This window comes from Aurantiacibacter sp. MUD61, assembly GCF_027912455.1.
Taxonomy (GTDB): Bacteria; Pseudomonadota; Alphaproteobacteria; order Sphingomonadales; family Sphingomonadaceae; genus Alteraurantiacibacter.
In genome coordinates this window covers 2,669,310-2,683,810 of record NZ_CP115446.1, presented here as the reverse complement: position 1 = coordinate 2,683,810, position 14,501 = coordinate 2,669,310, and the positions used below count along the sequence as shown (strand labels likewise).

General features: G+C 61.8%; 16 protein-coding genes, 1 tRNA gene and 1 other RNA gene. 13 read left to right on the top strand and 5 right to left on the bottom strand.

What is annotated here, in order from left to right:
- Positions 1-45: 45 nt before the first annotated feature.
- The 3 genes from ssrS to O2N64_RS12975 all read right to left on the bottom strand — a co-directional run bounded on the left by ssrS (position 46) and on the right by O2N64_RS12975 (position 768).
- A non-coding RNA gene (gene ssrS / locus O2N64_RS12985) (6S RNA) lies at positions 46-216 on the bottom strand.
- 10 nt (positions 217-226) lie between these two features.
- Positions 227-547, bottom strand: a complete 321-nt coding sequence (locus O2N64_RS12980; RefSeq protein ID WP_271078007.1) for a cell division protein ZapA — start codon at positions 545-547, stop codon at positions 227-229.
- Positions 544-768 carry a hypothetical protein gene (locus O2N64_RS12975; protein WP_271078006.1) on the bottom strand — a complete coding sequence of 75 codons (225 nt, stop codon included), beginning with the start codon at positions 766-768 and terminating at the stop codon, positions 544-546. Before O2N64_RS12975 ends, O2N64_RS12980 begins: the two co-directional genes overlap by 4 nt.
- A 189-nt stretch (positions 769-957) precedes the next feature.
- Between O2N64_RS12975 and tkt the strand changes: the two genes are divergently transcribed.
- The 4 genes from tkt (at position 958) to O2N64_RS12955 (ending at position 6,005) form a co-directional block, all read left to right on the top strand.
- On the top strand, positions 958-2,952 hold the full coding sequence (gene tkt / locus O2N64_RS12970; protein ID WP_271078005.1) for a transketolase: 1,995 nt from the start codon (positions 958-960) through the stop codon (positions 2,950-2,952).
- A gap of 15 nt (positions 2,953-2,967) precedes the next feature.
- Positions 2,968-3,975, top strand: coding sequence for a type I glyceraldehyde-3-phosphate dehydrogenase (gene gap, locus O2N64_RS12965; protein WP_271078004.1), 1,008 nt, complete (start codon positions 2,968-2,970; stop codon positions 3,973-3,975).
- Between the two features lie 183 nt (positions 3,976-4,158).
- On the top strand, positions 4,159-5,358 hold the full coding sequence (locus O2N64_RS12960; protein ID WP_271078003.1) for a phosphoglycerate kinase: 1,200 nt from the start codon (positions 4,159-4,161) through the stop codon (positions 5,356-5,358).
- A gap of 5 nt (positions 5,359-5,363) precedes the next feature.
- Entirely contained in the window at positions 5,364-6,005 is a 642-nt protein-coding gene (locus tag O2N64_RS12955; protein WP_271078002.1) for a 2OG-Fe(II) oxygenase family protein, read from the top strand.
- Positions 6,006-6,009: 4 nt separating this feature from the next.
- Here O2N64_RS12955 and O2N64_RS12950 read toward each other — a convergent pair whose 3' ends face one another.
- Positions 6,010-6,768, bottom strand: a complete 759-nt coding sequence (locus tag O2N64_RS12950; RefSeq protein ID WP_271078001.1) for a flavodoxin family protein — start codon at positions 6,766-6,768, stop codon at positions 6,010-6,012.
- A 128-nt stretch (positions 6,769-6,896) separates the two neighbouring features.
- On the opposite strand from O2N64_RS12950, the gene O2N64_RS12945 reads away from it, so the two are divergent.
- The 4 genes from O2N64_RS12945 (at position 6,897) to O2N64_RS12930 (ending at position 10,486) form a co-directional block, all read left to right on the top strand.
- Positions 6,897-7,790 carry a fructose bisphosphate aldolase gene (locus O2N64_RS12945; protein WP_271078000.1) on the top strand — a complete coding sequence of 298 codons (894 nt, stop codon included), beginning with the start codon at positions 6,897-6,899 and terminating at the stop codon, positions 7,788-7,790.
- A gap of 17 nt (positions 7,791-7,807) precedes the next feature.
- Positions 7,808-8,428 (top strand): thiamine phosphate synthase, encoded by a 621-nt coding sequence (thiE, locus tag O2N64_RS12940; protein ID WP_271077999.1) that lies wholly within the window; start codon positions 7,808-7,810, stop codon positions 8,426-8,428.
- A gap of 97 nt (positions 8,429-8,525) precedes the next feature.
- Positions 8,526-9,806 (top strand): L,D-transpeptidase family protein, encoded by a 1,281-nt coding sequence (locus tag O2N64_RS12935; RefSeq protein ID WP_271077998.1) that lies wholly within the window; start codon positions 8,526-8,528, stop codon positions 9,804-9,806.
- A 2-nt stretch (positions 9,807-9,808) separates the two neighbouring features.
- On the top strand, positions 9,809-10,486 hold the full coding sequence (locus O2N64_RS12930; protein WP_271077997.1) for a M23 family metallopeptidase: 678 nt from the start codon (positions 9,809-9,811) through the stop codon (positions 10,484-10,486).
- A gap of 12 nt (positions 10,487-10,498) precedes the next feature.
- On the opposite strand, the gene O2N64_RS12925 is transcribed toward O2N64_RS12930, so the two are convergent.
- Entirely contained in the window at positions 10,499-10,852 is a 354-nt protein-coding gene (locus O2N64_RS12925; protein WP_271077996.1) for an elongation factor P, read from the bottom strand.
- A gap of 116 nt (positions 10,853-10,968) precedes the next feature.
- Here O2N64_RS12925 and efp point away from each other — a divergent pair, with 116 nt between their 5' ends.
- The 5 genes from efp to O2N64_RS12900 all read left to right on the top strand — a co-directional run bounded on the left by efp (position 10,969) and on the right by O2N64_RS12900 (position 14,500).
- Positions 10,969-11,532, top strand: a complete 564-nt coding sequence (gene efp / locus O2N64_RS12920) for an elongation factor P (protein ID WP_271077995.1) — start codon at positions 10,969-10,971, stop codon at positions 11,530-11,532.
- Between the two features lie 6 nt (positions 11,533-11,538).
- On the top strand, positions 11,539-12,357 hold the full coding sequence (locus O2N64_RS12915; protein ID WP_271077994.1) for an inositol monophosphatase family protein: 819 nt from the start codon (positions 11,539-11,541) through the stop codon (positions 12,355-12,357).
- Positions 12,358-12,383: 26 nt separating this feature from the next.
- Positions 12,384-12,468, top strand: a tRNA-Leu gene (locus O2N64_RS12910).
- 41 nt (positions 12,469-12,509) lie between these two features.
- Complete coding sequence (locus O2N64_RS12905; RefSeq protein WP_271077993.1) at positions 12,510-12,695, top strand: hypothetical protein; 186 nt, start codon at positions 12,510-12,512, stop codon at positions 12,693-12,695.
- A 41-nt stretch (positions 12,696-12,736) separates the two neighbouring features.
- Positions 12,737-14,500: an SLC13 family permease gene (locus tag O2N64_RS12900; protein WP_333781560.1), complete on the top strand. Its 1,764-nt coding sequence runs from the start codon at positions 12,737-12,739 to the stop codon at positions 14,498-14,500.
- Position 14,501: the final 1 nt, after the last annotated feature.

Below are 14,501 nucleotides of genomic sequence, written 5' to 3'. Positions count from 1 at the left end.
TCATCCCGCCCTCAAGTAGCGGAGCGGTAGGGCGAATAATTAAGTGGCGGAACCACCATGGGCCGTTTTCCTGGAAATCCTCTGACGCCTCAACGTCAGGTGGGCGCCATATGCACCGATGCCACAGCCGAACTGGTACACCGGGCAGGGACAGCTCCCTTGTATTTGCTTATAGCCTCAGGGATTTTCACTCCAGATCGTACCGGGCAGTCCCGCCAAGCCCTATCTAGGGTGCGCTCGCGCCAGTCTCAAGCTGCATTGCGATTGTTTCGAGCCTGTCGGCCATGGCCTCGAGCTTTTCAGCGGTCTCGGCATCCGCGGCAGGCGGCGCGGGGGAGGGCGTTGCAGCCTTCGCCTCGTGCAATTCATCCGCCAGCAGCAGCGAGGCGTAAAGCAGGATCCGTTCGGGCGACTGGCCGACCAGATTGTCGAGCTCCGACAGTTTCTTATCGATCGAGGCGCCGAGCATTTCGATATGCGGCTCTTCACCTTCGGCACAGGCGATGGTGTATTTGCGACCGGCAATTTCAAGAGTGACGTTGCTCATCGTTCCAGCGTCCCGATCAGCCTGTCGATCTGCTGCAGGGCCTCGCCAGCTTCGCGCTGCAACTCGGCATAGCGGGCTTCCAGTTCGGGGTCCGATCCGGGGCCCGACGGGGGGCCGGATTCGGGCCGGGGCGCATTCGCCGCCGCTTCAATGCGCTGCGCAGCCGCATCGATACGGGCCATCGCGTTGCGCACGCGCTCGGAGAGAGAAATTGCCTCCATGAGACCGGATTAGCCCTTTATCGCGCTCCGGCAAAGCTTAAGGGGGGAAAGCTGTGAATAATCCTCACGGAAAAGTGGCGCGTTTCGGCGCTGCGGCGGGCCTCTTGCTTGACCTTGCGAGCGGCCCCCACCACACAGCCTCTAACCGAATCGCCTCCGCAAAATGGGGCGAGCGTGCAGGAGCATTTGATGAGCGACGAGCAGACCCGTTTCACCAATATGGCCAATGCCATTCGCGCCCTTTCGATGGACGCTGTGCAGGCAGCCAATTCGGGGCATCCGGGGATGCCGATGGGCATGGCCGATGTCGCGACTGTTCTCTGGTCCGATTACCTGAAATTCGATCCCGCCGCGCCCGATTGGGCAGACCGCGATCGCTTCGTGCTGAGCGCCGGGCATGGCTCCATGCTGATTTACGCGCTGCTGCACCTTTCCGGCTATGAGAGCCCCACGCTGGATGACATCAAGAATTTCCGCCAGCTGGGCAGCCCGTGTGCCGGCCACCCGGAAAACTTTCTGATCCCCGGTGTCGAAGCCACCACCGGCCCGCTGGGGCAGGGCCTCGCCATGTCGGTCGGTATGGCCATGGCGGAGCGGCATCTCAATGCCGTGTTCGGAGACGATCTGGTCGATCACAAGACCTGGGTGATCGCGGGCGACGGCTGCCTGATGGAAGGCGTCAACCATGAGGCGATCGGCCTTGCGGGCCACCTCGGCCTCGGCCGCCTGATCGTGCTGTGGGACGACAACAACATCACCATCGATGGCAAGGTCGACCTGTCATCCTCCGAAGATATCCCCGCGCGCTACGAAGCAACCGGCTGGCATGTCGCGAGCTGTGACGGCCACGATCCTGCCGATATTCGCCGCGCGATTGACGAAGCTGTGGCGGAAACCGGCAAGCCCTCGCTCGTCCGCTGCACCACGGTGATCGGCAAGGGCGCTCCGAACAAGGGCGGCACCAGTGCAGTTCACGGCGCTCCGCTGGGTGAAGACGAGATCGCTGCGGCGCGCAAGGTGCTCGGCTGGGACCACGATCCCTTCGTCATTCCGGACGATGTGCTGGCAGACTGGCGCGCCACGGGTGAGCGATCGAAAGAGGCGCATTGCGAATGGCAGGGGCGCCTCGATGCGAGCGACCACAAGGCAGAATTTGAACGCCGCATGGCGGGCGAATTGCCCAAGAACTTCAGCCTCGAAAACTACACCAAGCGCCTGATCGATGAGCCGCAGAAAGTCGCCACCCGCAAGGCGAGCGAAATGGCGCTCGACCAGATCAATGGCAAACTGCCCGAAACCATCGGTGGCAGCGCCGATCTGACCGGCTCGAACAACACCAAGGCTGGCGGCATCGGCCCAATGACCGCGCAGGATTACTCCGGCCGCTACGTCTATTACGGGATTCGCGAATTCGGCATGTCGGCGGCGATGAACGGCATGGCGCTGCATGGCGGCGTGACAGCCTATGGCGGCACGTTCCTGATATTTACCGACTATGCGCGCGGCGCGATCCGCCTGTCGGCCCTGCAGCAGTGCCCTGTGGTCTACGTGATGACGCATGACAGCATCGGCCTTGGTGAAGACGGACCGACGCACCAGCCGATCGAGCATTTGCAGAGCCTGCGCGCCATGCCCAACATCCTCGTGATGCGCCCGGCCGACGCCGTCGAGACTGCAGAATGCTGGGAAATCGCACTCCGTCAGACCGATCGCCCGACCGTCCTCGCGCTGAGCCGTCAGGGCCTGCCGCAGGTGCGCAATTCGCCCGATTACCTCGATCAGTGCTCGAAGGGTGCCTATCGCCTCAAGCGTGCAGGCAACAAGCGCCGCGTCATCCTCATCGCGACCGGCTCCGAAGTGCATCTGGCACTCGAATGCGCCGACCGCTTGGAGAAAGAGGGCGTCGGCGCCGATGTCGTCTCCATGGTCTGCACGGAGCTGTTTGACGAGCAGGATGCGGCCTACAAGGAAGACATCCTGCCCAATGTGCAGCCCGATGAAATCCTGCGCGTCAGCATCGAAGCGGGTACCACTTTCGGCTGGGAACGCTACACCATGGCGAACGGCCTCAACATCGGCATCGATCGTTTCGGGGCATCCGCCCCGGCGAGCGATCTCTTCGAAAAATTCGGACTGACCGCAGATGCGATCGTTCCGCAGATCATGAACAAAATCAACGGATAAACAGGAGCACTTTACATGACGACCAAAGTTTCGATCAACGGTTTCGGACGTATTGGCCGCCTTGTTGCGCGCGCAATCCTGGAGCGTGACGACCACGATCTCGAGCTCGTCGCGATCAACGATCTGGCGGACACAAATGCCAATGCCCTGCTGTTCGGTTTCGACAGCACGCATGGCCGCTTCCCCGGCACCGTGGAAGTCGACGGCGACAACCTCGTCATCAATGGCAAAAAAATCGCCGTCACCAGCGAGCGTGAGCCCGGCAAGCTGCCGCACGGCGACATGGGCGTCGATATCGTGCTCGAATGCACCGGCTTTTTTCAGAGCCACGATGCCGCCAAGCCGCATCTCGATGCAGGCGCCAAGCGGGTCCTGATCTCCGCCCCTGCCAAGGAAGTATCCGCCACCATCGTCTACGGCGTGAACCATGACACCCTGACCGCAGACGATGTGATCGTTTCAAACGCCAGCTGCACCACCAACTGCCTTGCCCCGGTGGCCAAGGTGCTGAACGATGCATTCGGTATCGAGCGCGGCTTCATGACCACGATCCACAGCTACACCAACGACCAGCGCATGCTGGACCAGATGCACAGCGATATGCGCCGTGCCCGCGGCGGTGCGCAGAACATGATCCCGACCACCACCGGCGCTGCCCGCGCGGTCGGCCTGGTCCTGCCCGAACTCGCCGGCAAGCTGGACGGCTCTTCGGTCCGCGTGCCGACGCCGAATGTGTCGCTGGTCGACCTCGTCTTCACGCCGAAGGGCGATGTGACGAAGGAAGCGATCAACGAAGCGCTGATGGCAGCCGCGACTGGCCCGATGAAGGGCGTGCTCGATTACACCGACAAGCCGCTCGTCAGCAGCGACTTCAACCACCACCCGGCCAGCTCCACCGTGGACAGCCTCGAAACGGCCGTTCTCGAAGGCAAGCTTGCCCGCGTGGTCAGCTGGTATGACAATGAATGGGGCTTCTCCAACCGCATGATCGACACTGCGGGCGCAATGGCGAAGTTCTTGTAAGATGGTCGAATGCCTTCCCCCTGGACGGGGGAAGGATAGGGAAGCTTACTTCTGAAAGAAGCTAGCGGACCTTGGAAGGGGGTGTTGGCTCAGCGCTTTTCACCCCCACCCAACTCCGGCTAGGCGGACAAGCCGCCAAGCCTTCGTATCCCTCCCCCGTCAAGGGGGAGGAGGGGATGATTTATGACTTTCAAAACCCTCGACGATCTGCCGCAGGATCTGTCCGGCCAGCGCGCGCTGGTGCGGGTCGATCTGAACCTGCCGATGAAAGACGGGCGGGCGACGGACCTGACCCGTGTCACGGCTGTCGCGCCCACCATCCTCGAACTCGCGGATCGCGGGGCGAAAGTGTTGCTTCTCGCACATTACGGTCGGCCCAAGGGTGAACGCCATTCGACGATGAGCCTGTCCATGGTGCAGGGCGATATCGAACGCGTGATCGACCGCGAGGTGATGTTTATCCCCGAGGTCATGGGACCGGTGGTCGAGCAATCGGTCGGCATCCTCAGCGATGGCGATATCGGCCTGCTGGAAAACACCCGGTTCTGGCCAGGCGAGGAAGCGAATGACGCTGAGTTCGCAAAAGGTATCGCTGCGAATGGCGACTTCTACGTAAATGACGCATTCTCCGCCGCCCACCGCGCCCATGCGAGCACGGAGGGTCTCGCGAAGCTGCTGCCCGCCTATGCTGGCCGCGCGATGGAGAAGGAACTGAAAGCTCTCGATGCCGCGCTCGGCACGCCCAATCCGCCGGTTGCTGCTGTCGTGGGCGGGGCGAAAGTTTCCACCAAGCTCGCCGTGCTGGAAAACCTCAGCCGCAAGGTGCAGCACCTGATCATAGGCGGCGGGATGGCAAACACTTTCCTCGCCGCCAACGGCGTGAATGTCGGCAAGAGCCTGTGTGAGCACGATCTGACCGATACGGCGCGCACAATCATGGATGCTGCGGACGAAGCGGGGTGCACGATCCACCTGCCGTATGACGTCGTGGTGGCCAAGGAATTTGCCGCCAATCCGCAGAGCCTGCGCACCTGCAATGTCCACGAAGTCGCCGAAGACGAGATGATTCTCGATGTCGGGCCGCAGGCGGTCGAAGCGCTGGGCGACGTGCTCAAGACCTGCGCCACGTTGGTCTGGAACGGCCCCTTGGGTGCCTTCGAAACGCCGCCATTCGATGAAGCAACGGTATCGCTCGCCAAGACCGCTGCCGCGCTGACCCAGGCCGGCGCGCTGGTCTCGGTGGCCGGTGGCGGTGACACCGTAGCCGCGCTTGCCCATGCGGGTGTGGCGGATGATGTGACCTATATTTCGACCGCAGGCGGCGCTTTCCTAGAATGGATGGAAGGTAAGGAACTTCCCGGCGTCGCGGCGCTGTCCGCCTGATCGGCATGACCGACACCAGGCAGCTCTTCGCGACTCCTTTCATCATCGATCGCCTGCAGAGCGAGGCGGGAATTGCCATGCTGCGCGACGCAGTGGATGCGGAGATGATGCGCGACCGGCAGGGTGTCTCGATCAGCAATATCGGCGGCTGGCATTCCAACACCAATATGCTCGATTGGGGCGGTGAAGCAGCGAAAGCGCTGGTCTTCAAGGCAATGACCATGGCGGACGAGGCGAGCGTCGACATCAAAAGCCCCGATGCAAGCCGGTTTGGCTGGCATCCGGAGCTGTGGGCCAATGTCAGCCACAAAGGTGACGCCAACCAGTATCACACCCATCCGGGCAGCTATTGGTCGGCCGTTGCCTATATCGACGATGGTTATGAAGGCGAGGAAGACCCGCAGCTGGGCGGCGAATTGCAATTGCTCGATCCGCGCAGCCCGATGGTCCAGATGGCCGCACCCGACCTGCGGATGAAAGGCGCCGATGGCGGGCCGCAAAGCCACGAAATCTCGATCCGCCCGCAAACCGGCATGATCGTGATGTTCCCCAGCTGGCTGCAACACGCCGTGCGCCCTTTCAAAGGGCAGGGCACGCGTATCTCGATCGCGATCAATTTGTCAGCGGGTCTTAAGAAGCCGCATTAAGCCTTCAGCGGTGTTCGGGATTGGGCCAGCCGGGTTTGACGCCGCGGTCCCACTCTGTGCGAACATTTCCTACAGCAGGATAGCCGCCTGCATCTTTCAGAATGCGCGCTGCGTGAAGCAGGTTGAAAGCCATGAAAGTGGTGTTTCGCTGGGTGAATTCGTTGTCGAATCCTGCGCGGCTGCCATCGTCCTGTTCATCGCCATAAGACGGGCCGGGGCCGGCCGGACCGATCCAGCCGCAATCGGCCTGTGGCGGAATGGTGAAGCCGACATGCTGCATGGAATAAAGCACGCCCATGCCGACGTGTTTGATGCCGTCCTCATTGCCGGTGACCACGCATCCGCCGACCTTGCCGTAAAAAGCGTATTGGCCCTCGTCGTTCGTCTCGCCTGAATGCGCATAAAGCTTCTCGATAAAGCTCTGCGCGATGGAGCTTTTCTCGCCGAGCCAGATCGGCGTGCCGAGAATGACAATGTCAGCTTCGAAAACATCGGGGCTCAGCTTCGGCCAATCGTCGTGGTCCCAGCCGTGTTCGGTCATGTCGGGGTAGACGCCGGGGGCGAGCCGATAATCCGTCAATCGATGCCGCTTCACGGAGACATCCTGCATCGCGAAGATCTCTTCCACGACATCGAGGAGAGTGTCGGTGTGCGATTCTTCGCCCGGTGCTTTCAGCGTGGCGTTGAATATCACCGCCTTCAGGTCGGAAAAATCGATCGCGCAACCTTCGCTTATTTCGCTCTGCTTCTTGCTGAGTGCCATGCCGTTCTCCTTCATCCTTTTGCACAGCGAGCGGCCAAGCGGTGAGTTCCCCCCAGACATGCCTTGCGCTCATCCCGCCCTCGCAATAGGAGCCTTGCCGAATACCTATGCACGTGGAGGAAAGCCCGATGAACACTGCCGAAATGACCGACCGTATTGCCAATGGGAAAGGCTTTATCGCCGCCCTGGACCAGTCGGGAGGCTCCACCCCCAAGGCGCTGCAAGGCTATGGCGTGGAAGACAGCGAGTGGTCGGGCGATGAGGAAATGTTCGGCAAGATCCACGAAATGCGCTGCCGCATTGTCGACTCGCCCAGCTTCTCCAATGGCAAGGTGATCGGCGCGATCCTGTTCGAAAAGACCATGGAAGGCTGCAATTCGGAAGGCTCGCCCATTCCGGAATTGCTCGCGCGCCGCGGCGTCGTGCCGTTCCTGAAAGTCGACAAGGGCATGCACGACACCGAAAACGGCGTGCAGCTGATGAAGGAAATTCCGACGCTCAACGATATGTGCGCGCGGGCGAAGGAACTGGGCGTGTTCGGCACCAAGATGCGCTCCGTCATTCATGAAGCGAACCAGGAAGGTATCGCCGCCAACGTGCACCAGCAGATGGATTTCGGCCTGCAGATCCTCGACAATGGGCTGGTCCCGATCCTTGAGCCCGAAGTCAGCCTGCAGAGCGAAAGCCGCGCGCAGGCAGAAGCGCTGCTTCTGTCCAATGCACTCGACCAGATGGAGCGCGTGCCAGAGGGCAAGCAGGTGATGTGGAAGCTCACCATCCCCAGCGAGCCCAATCTCTACAAGCCGCTAATCGATCACCCGCAAGTCCTGCGCGTGGTGGCGCTATCGGGCGGTTACAGCCGTGACGAGGCATGTAGCGAGCTCGCCAAGAACGATGGAATGATCGCCAGTTTCAGCCGCGCTCTGCTCGAAGTGCTGAACGCCAAGATGGATGACCAACAGTTCGACCAAGCGCTGGGCAATGCGATCGACGAGATCGCCTGCGCCAGCGTGGGCGAATAATCGGTCGCCGAAACACCATGTCCGATTGCCAGCTCTATCTCATTTCCCCGCTCGATGTGGGCGGGGATTTCCCTGACCGGCTCGATCGTGCGCTGGCCGCTGGAAAAGGTTTGGCAACCGCCTTCCAATTCCGCGTCAAAGGCGTCGATCAGCATGAGGCGGCAAGGCTCGCCGCGCCCTTGCAGGAGATTTGCGCTGCGCATGACGTGGGCTTCATCGTCAACGATGATGTAGCGCTCGCTCGCCGGTTGAAAGCCGATGGCGTGCATCTGGGGCAGGGCGATGGCGATCCCAGGGGAGCGCGCGAAGAACTGGGCCGCGAGATGCAGATCGGGGTGACGTGCCATGCGAGCCGTCATCTGGCGATGGAAGCGGGCGAGGCTGGGGCGGATTATGTCGCCTTCGGTGCCTTCTACCCCAGCGAGACAAAAGCGAGCGAGCACCGGTCGGAGCCGGAGATCATCGAATGGTGGTCTGGCCTGTTCGAGATACCCTGCGTGGCCATCGGCGGAATCACGCCCGAAAACTGCAAGCCGCTGGTGGAGGCTGGCGCCGACTTTCTCGCTGTTTCCAACGCTGTGTGGGGCGGTGATGAAGTCGCCGCGATCGAAGCTTTCCGCAAGGCCATTTCTGGCTGATCCCGGCTAAAGCTCACATCGGGCAGGAGCAAATCATTGATATGTGAGTTGGTTGTGCAGAGGGCGCTTTGCCCTGCGCTGCACAAGGCCAACCGACATGAAACGCTCCTACTTCTCCCTCATTCTCGCACTCCCGCTCGCGGCTTGCGGCCTCAATGGCACCGAGAGTGCCGATAGCGACGCCGAGAGCGAAACGGCGCAGGCCGAGCCTGCCGAGGATTTCGGCTACGAAACCTATGGCGATGACAATTACGCCGACACCATGGCCTCGAACGACGCGGCCTACACCTCGATCCAGCGCAACAGCGCGCCCACTGATGAGGACGGCAGCGAGCAACTGAGCGGCTCAAGTTCTCAGGATACCAACAACACCTCCGATATGCCCGATAGCGAAGAGCGCCCGATCATGCAGGCGCAGGTCGTGCTCGACCGCCGCGGCTTTGGCCCCGGCGTGATCGACGGGCGCATGGGCATGTCGACAGAGAACGCGCTGCGCGGCTTCCAGGAGGCGAATGACCTCGAAATCACCGGCCAACTCGATAATGCGACCGAAGAGGCGCTTTCGGAGTGGAGCCGCATTCCGGCCACCCGCGTTGTGACGATCCCGGCTGGCTGGGGCGACATCGAATTCACCGACATCCCGGAAGACACCGCCGCCAAGGCCGAAATGGAGCGTCTCGGGTACAAATCACTCGACGAAAAGCTGGCCGAGCGTTTCCATACGACTGTCGAGGTGTTGCGCGAGCTCAATCCCAATGGCCGCCCGGCGGGCGCAAGTGCTTCCAATAGCTCCGGGAATCCATCACCCACTCCCACCGCGAGCGGCGATGCGGAGGAGAGCGACAGCTATTTCCGCGCCGGCCAGCAAATCCGCGTGCCAAATATTGGCGCAGACCGGATCGCGCCCGGCTCCATCACCGATCGTGGCTGGCAGCAGACGCTGGCGGCCCTTGGCGTGGGCTCCGAGCAGCCGCAGGTCGACCGGATTGTGGTAAGCAAGTCAGACGACACGCTGAAGGCCTACCAGGGCGATACGCTCGTCGCGATGTTCACGGTCAGCTCCGGCTCCAGCCAGTTCCCGCTTCCGATAGGCGAATGGGACATTGTGGGTGAAGCATACAACCCGCCCTATTCCTACGACCCCGAAGTGCTTGGTGAGGGTGAAGGCGAAACCTACACTCTCCCGCCGGGCCCGAACGGACCGGTAGGCGTGATCTGGATCGACCTCAGCAAGGAGCATTACGGCATCCACGGCACCCCTGATCCCGAAACCATCGGCCGCGCGCAATCGAGCGGCTGTGTCCGCCTCACCAATTGGGATGCGGCTCGTCTTGCTGGGATGGTCGACCAGAATACGCAGGTGATTTTCGAGGAATAAGCATGGCTTCGGTCTTCCTGGAAAAGGTGCAGGTGGCGCTCGTCACAGCCACGGTCGTTTCGGCCGGCTGGATCATGGCGGGCGCCGTCCTGCTCGACCGCGAGGAAGAAGCCGAAGCGCAGGCCCAGATCGCCGCACAGCCCGAGGCCGATCCCCTGCCGCCTGAAGAAGTGCAAAGCAGCGACCCGCCTTTCTTCGACAGGGCCGATACGGCGGTCGAGGTCCCGCCCGAGCAGGATGTCACAAATCTCATCATTCCCGTGCGCGGGGTGAGCGCGGACGAGCTGACGGACAGTTTCTCGGACGAACGCGGCGGCGGCACGCGCCTGCATGAAGGCATCGACATCATGGCCGAGGAAGGCACTGCCGTCATCGCTGCAGCACCGGGCACGGTCGAGCGGATTTTTCAGTCGGACGCTGGCGGCAACACGGTCTATGTGCGCTCTATCGACCGGCGCACGATCCATTATTATGCGCATCTTGCCGAATATGACGAGCGTTTGAGCGAAGGCATGCAGGTGCGGCGCGGGCAGAGGCTCGGCACTGTCGGGTCGAGCGGCAATGCCGACCCATCGGCGCCGCATCTCCATTTCGAGATCATGCGCACCAACCCGCAAGCCGAGTGGTATGAGCCGACCACCTCGGTCAATCCGTTTCCGCTGCTCACGCGTCAGCGGTAGGCGCGATCAGCGTCAGCCCGTTTGACGAATGCAGCGAAGGCGACCGGGCTCGCCATTTTCGATCTTGCGCAGGAATCCATTGGACTGGATCGCATAGGAATTGCCATTGCGCGGTCCGCTCGTCATCGTCAGCCGGTTGCCGCGACGCAGATAGGTGCCTTCACCCTGCGGCGAGGAATAGCGCGACGCGCTGAGGATCGTGAAATTCTCATCCGGCTGCGCGATACCCACCGCGCCCGCAGCGGTGCCAGGCAATTCGCAAGCATATAGGCCGCGCTCCACCGTGCCGATCTGGCCCTGGGCGATCGCAGGCGCGGCGAGCGAAGCAGCGCAAAGCAGGAAAAATGGAGTGGCGAAGTGTTTCATGCCCGCGCCTTTAGCAGCAGATGCTGAGCGCGTCATGAACCATATGCTTGCCGCGGCGCGCCACAGCGGCTAGGGCGCGCGGCAATCTTTGACAATCTGAACGAACGAGCACTCCCATGAAAATCAGCGGTGTGGACATCCGTCCCGGCAACATCATCGAATATGAAGGCGGCATCTGGAAAGTCGCCAAGATCCAGCACACCCAGCCCGGCAAGGGCGGGGCGTATATGCAGGTCGAAATGAAGAACCTGCAGGATGGCCGCAAGACGAACGTCCGCTTCCGCAGCGCCGATACGGTGGAGAAGGTCCGCCTCGACACGCAGGAATACCAGTTCCTGTATGAAGACGGTGACATGCTCGTGTTCATGGACACCAACACCTACGAGCAGATCAACCTGCCGAGCGACCTGCTGGGGGATGCCCGCCCGTTCCTGCAGGATGGCATGTCCGTGCAGCTGGAACTGTGGGAAGAAAAGCCCATCAGCGTGCAGCTGCCCGCACAGATCGAGGCCGAAATCGTCGAGGCCGATGCCGTGGTGAAAGGCCAGACCGCTTCGTCCAGCTACAAGCCCGCCGTGCTCGACAATGGCGTGCGCATCATGGTGCCGCCGCATATCGAAAGCGGAACGCGCATTGTGGTGGATGTGTACGAGCAGTCCTACGTCGGGAAGGCTGGCTAATTCACCATGGCCGCAGTTCCAGCAATTGTCCGCGTGATGGAAAAGGCTGCCCGCAAGGCGGGTGGCCGTTTGCGTCGTGATTTCGGTGAAGTCGAACATCTTCAGGTCAGCCGCAAGGGCCCTGCCGATTTCGTTTCCAAGGCAGACCGCGCAGCAGAACGCATCCTGTGGGATGAGCTGAAAGTCGCACGTCCGGGCTGGGGCTTCCTGATGGAGGAAGCCGGCGAGCTCGAAGGCGATGACGACAAGCCGCGTTTCATCATCGATCCGCTCGATGGCACCAGCAATTTCCTCCATGGCATCCCGCATTTCGCGATTTCGATCGCTGTCCAGGAACGCAAGCTGGGCAGCGATGACTGGGGCGATGTGACCGCCGCTGTCGTCTACCAGCCGATCACCGATGAGACATTCTGGGCGGAGAAAACGCGCGGTGCGTGGCTGCATGATGGCCGCCTGCGTGTCTCGGGCCGCCGCCAGTTGCACGAAGCGCTGATTGCCACCGGGACGCCCTATCAGGGCCATGGCGACTTTGCCGAATGGAGCCGCATTTTCGGTGCCATCGGTCCAGAAGTTGCCGGAATCCGCCGCTTTGGCGCCGCTTCGCTCGATCTCGCATGGCTGGCTGCTGGCCGGTATGACGGTTTCTGGGAAAGCGGCCTCAGCCCGTGGGATACCGCCGCCGGCTGCCTGCTGGTGCGTGAAGCGGGCGGCTTTGTGACCGATTACCGTGGCCGTTCGCAGCCGATCTGCGACGAACAGGTCATCGCAGGCAACGATCCTTTGCATTCCCGTTTGCACAAGCTGGTTGCCAACTCCCTGAAATAGAGAGTAGAGGCAGCCCGCATTCCGGGGCCCCAGTGGCGGAATTGGTAGACGCGCTCGACTCAAAATCGAGTTTCTAACGAAGTGCCGGTTCGAGTCCGGCCTGGGGTACCAGCCACTTTCCTACATGATCGCCGATGTGCTCTGCGGATGGCATGACGCTATCCGCCCACCGCCTGCCCGATCTGCCAAAGTCCATGGCCCTGGCGCCGATGCTTCGCAGATTTACGCCTGCCATGAGCCTGTTTGAGGCCGTGTTACAAATGCGTTTTGTGTCACACCTCGATACTCCGCTGAGAAAGATGCTTGCAAAAGCGGCCAAGCTTTGGGAATCGTGCTGACAGACATGCTCGAGGCTCCATCACCACACGCATTTGCAGCGATGGCGCTTACCGTCATCGTCTTCTACCTGTTCGTGCGCAACCGCATCTCGATCGAGATCGTGTCGCTGCTCGCCATCGCGATCATCGCGGTGGGGCTCTACTTCTACCCCATGCCGCATACGCAGCCGACGGACGGGCTCTCGCTCGCTTTCTCCGGCTTTGGCCATTACGCGCTGATCACCATCTGCGCGCTGATGGTGATGGGCAGGGGGCTGGTGGTCACCGGCGCGCTGGAACCGGCGGCGCGTTTCCTCGGGCGGATTTTCAAGATCAACCTGCAATTGGGCTTGCTGTTCTCGCTGCTGATCGCCTTTGCGCTATCGATGGGCGTGAACAACACGCCAGTGCTGGTGCTGCTGATCCCCATCTTCGTGACGCTGGCGGCCAAAGGCGCCATGCCAGCATCGAAGACCCTGATGCCGCTCAACGCCTCTTCGCTGCTCGGGGGCTTGGCGACCACGATCGGCACCTCGACCAACATCCTTGTCGTCGCGATCGCGATCGATCTGGGCATGGAGCCGATGGGCGTGTTCCACTTCACCCCGATCGTGCTACTCGCTTCCCTCGTGGCGCTGCCATACATCTGGCTGATCATGCCGCGCATGATGCGCGACAACAGTCCGGAGAAGGACGAGGGGCAACGCTGGTTCACCACGCGCCTGCGTGTTCCACCGGGCAGCAATCTGATCGGCAAGCATTTCGATGAAGTCGTGGGCATGCTGCCTGACGACTTCCGTTTTGAAGAGCGCCCCGGCGGTGCTTTTGCGGCTGGGCAGAAGCTGAAAGTCAGCGGAACGCATGATGCGCTGGAAGATGCCATCCGTGTGCTGCAGGGCCAGATCGCTCCGGGCTGGGTGGTCGACAATGTCCAACGCGAAGCGCAGGAGAACCGCGAGGACATCAAAGTCGTCGAGATGGTGGTCACCGCCGATTCGCGCCTGATCGGCCGGACATTGGCCACTTCGGGCATTGCGGACCGCTACGGCGTGGCAGTGCTCGGTACGCATAAGCCCGATCGTCCGCTGAGGTTCGATGAAGCGAAGCAGGTCGGCGGGGAATCGCGCCTCGGCGAAGGCGATGTGCTGCTGGTGATGGGCCTCACGCACGCGATCAACGAGTTTGCCGAAGCCGACAGCGTCCTGCAGCTCGAAGGCGCGCGCGAAGTGCCGCGCCGTTCGAAGGCCTGGCTCGCTGCCACGATCATGGGCGTATCGGTCGGCCTTGCCTCGATCGGCATCCTTCCCATCGCCATCGCCTCGCTCGGCGGCGCGATCATCATGTTCCTGACCGGCTGCGTGAAGTTCGACCGTGTGGGGAGGGCGCTCTCGGCGCAGGTCATCGTGCTGGTGGCCGCGAGTATCGCAATCGGTCGCTTCGTGCTCGATAGCGGGGCGGCGGGCTGGCTGGGCGAGTCTTTGGCGCTGGGCCTCCAGTATCTGCCACCCGCGGGTGTGCTGGCGGCGATCATGATCTTCGTGACCGTGCTCACCAACTTCGCCTCCAACGCCACGGCGGCGACGGTGGGGACGCCGATTGCCTTTGCCATCGCGACCGAGCTTGGATTGCCGCAGGAACCGCTGATCCTAGCCGTGCTGTTCGGCTGCAACCTCTGCTACGCAACGCCTATCGCCTACCAGACCAACATGCTGATCATGGCGGAGGGCAATTACCAGTTCGGCGACTATGTGAAGACGGGTGTGCCGCTAGTGCTGATCATGGTGGTGACGCTCAGCTTCCTGCTGGTGACCACCTACAACATGTAGC

Coding starts and splice junctions, on each gene's coding strand:
- tkt (WP_271078005.1), top strand. CDS start 958: ATGAGCGACGAGCAGACCCGTTTCACCAATATGGCCAATGCCATTCGC.
- O2N64_RS12930 (WP_271077997.1), top strand. CDS start 9,809: ATGGCTTCGGTCTTCCTGGAAAAGGTGCAGGTGGCGCTCGTCACAGCC.
- gap (WP_271078004.1), top strand. CDS start 2,968: ATGACGACCAAAGTTTCGATCAACGGTTTCGGACGTATTGGCCGCCTT.
- O2N64_RS12950 (WP_271078001.1), bottom strand. CDS start 6,768: ATGGCACTCAGCAAGAAGCAGAGCGAAATAAGCGAAGGTTGCGCGATC.
- O2N64_RS12980 (WP_271078007.1), bottom strand. CDS start 547: ATGAGCAACGTCACTCTTGAAATTGCCGGTCGCAAATACACCATCGCC.
- efp (WP_271077995.1), top strand. CDS start 10,969: ATGAAAATCAGCGGTGTGGACATCCGTCCCGGCAACATCATCGAATAT.
- O2N64_RS12900 (WP_333781560.1), top strand. CDS start 12,737: ATGGCGCTTACCGTCATCGTCTTCTACCTGTTCGTGCGCAACCGCATC.
- O2N64_RS12960 (WP_271078003.1), top strand. CDS start 4,159: ATGACTTTCAAAACCCTCGACGATCTGCCGCAGGATCTGTCCGGCCAG.
- O2N64_RS12945 (WP_271078000.1), top strand. CDS start 6,897: ATGAACACTGCCGAAATGACCGACCGTATTGCCAATGGGAAAGGCTTT.
- O2N64_RS12975 (WP_271078006.1), bottom strand. CDS start 768: ATGGAGGCAATTTCTCTCTCCGAGCGCGTGCGCAACGCGATGGCCCGT.
- O2N64_RS12905 (WP_271077993.1), top strand. CDS start 12,510: ATGACGCTATCCGCCCACCGCCTGCCCGATCTGCCAAAGTCCATGGCC.
- thiE (WP_271077999.1), top strand. CDS start 7,808: ATGTCCGATTGCCAGCTCTATCTCATTTCCCCGCTCGATGTGGGCGGG.
- O2N64_RS12915 (WP_271077994.1), top strand. CDS start 11,539: ATGGCCGCAGTTCCAGCAATTGTCCGCGTGATGGAAAAGGCTGCCCGC.
- O2N64_RS12955 (WP_271078002.1), top strand. CDS start 5,364: ATGACCGACACCAGGCAGCTCTTCGCGACTCCTTTCATCATCGATCGC.
- O2N64_RS12925 (WP_271077996.1), bottom strand. CDS start 10,852: ATGAAACACTTCGCCACTCCATTTTTCCTGCTTTGCGCTGCTTCGCTC.
- O2N64_RS12935 (WP_271077998.1), top strand. CDS start 8,526: ATGAAACGCTCCTACTTCTCCCTCATTCTCGCACTCCCGCTCGCGGCT.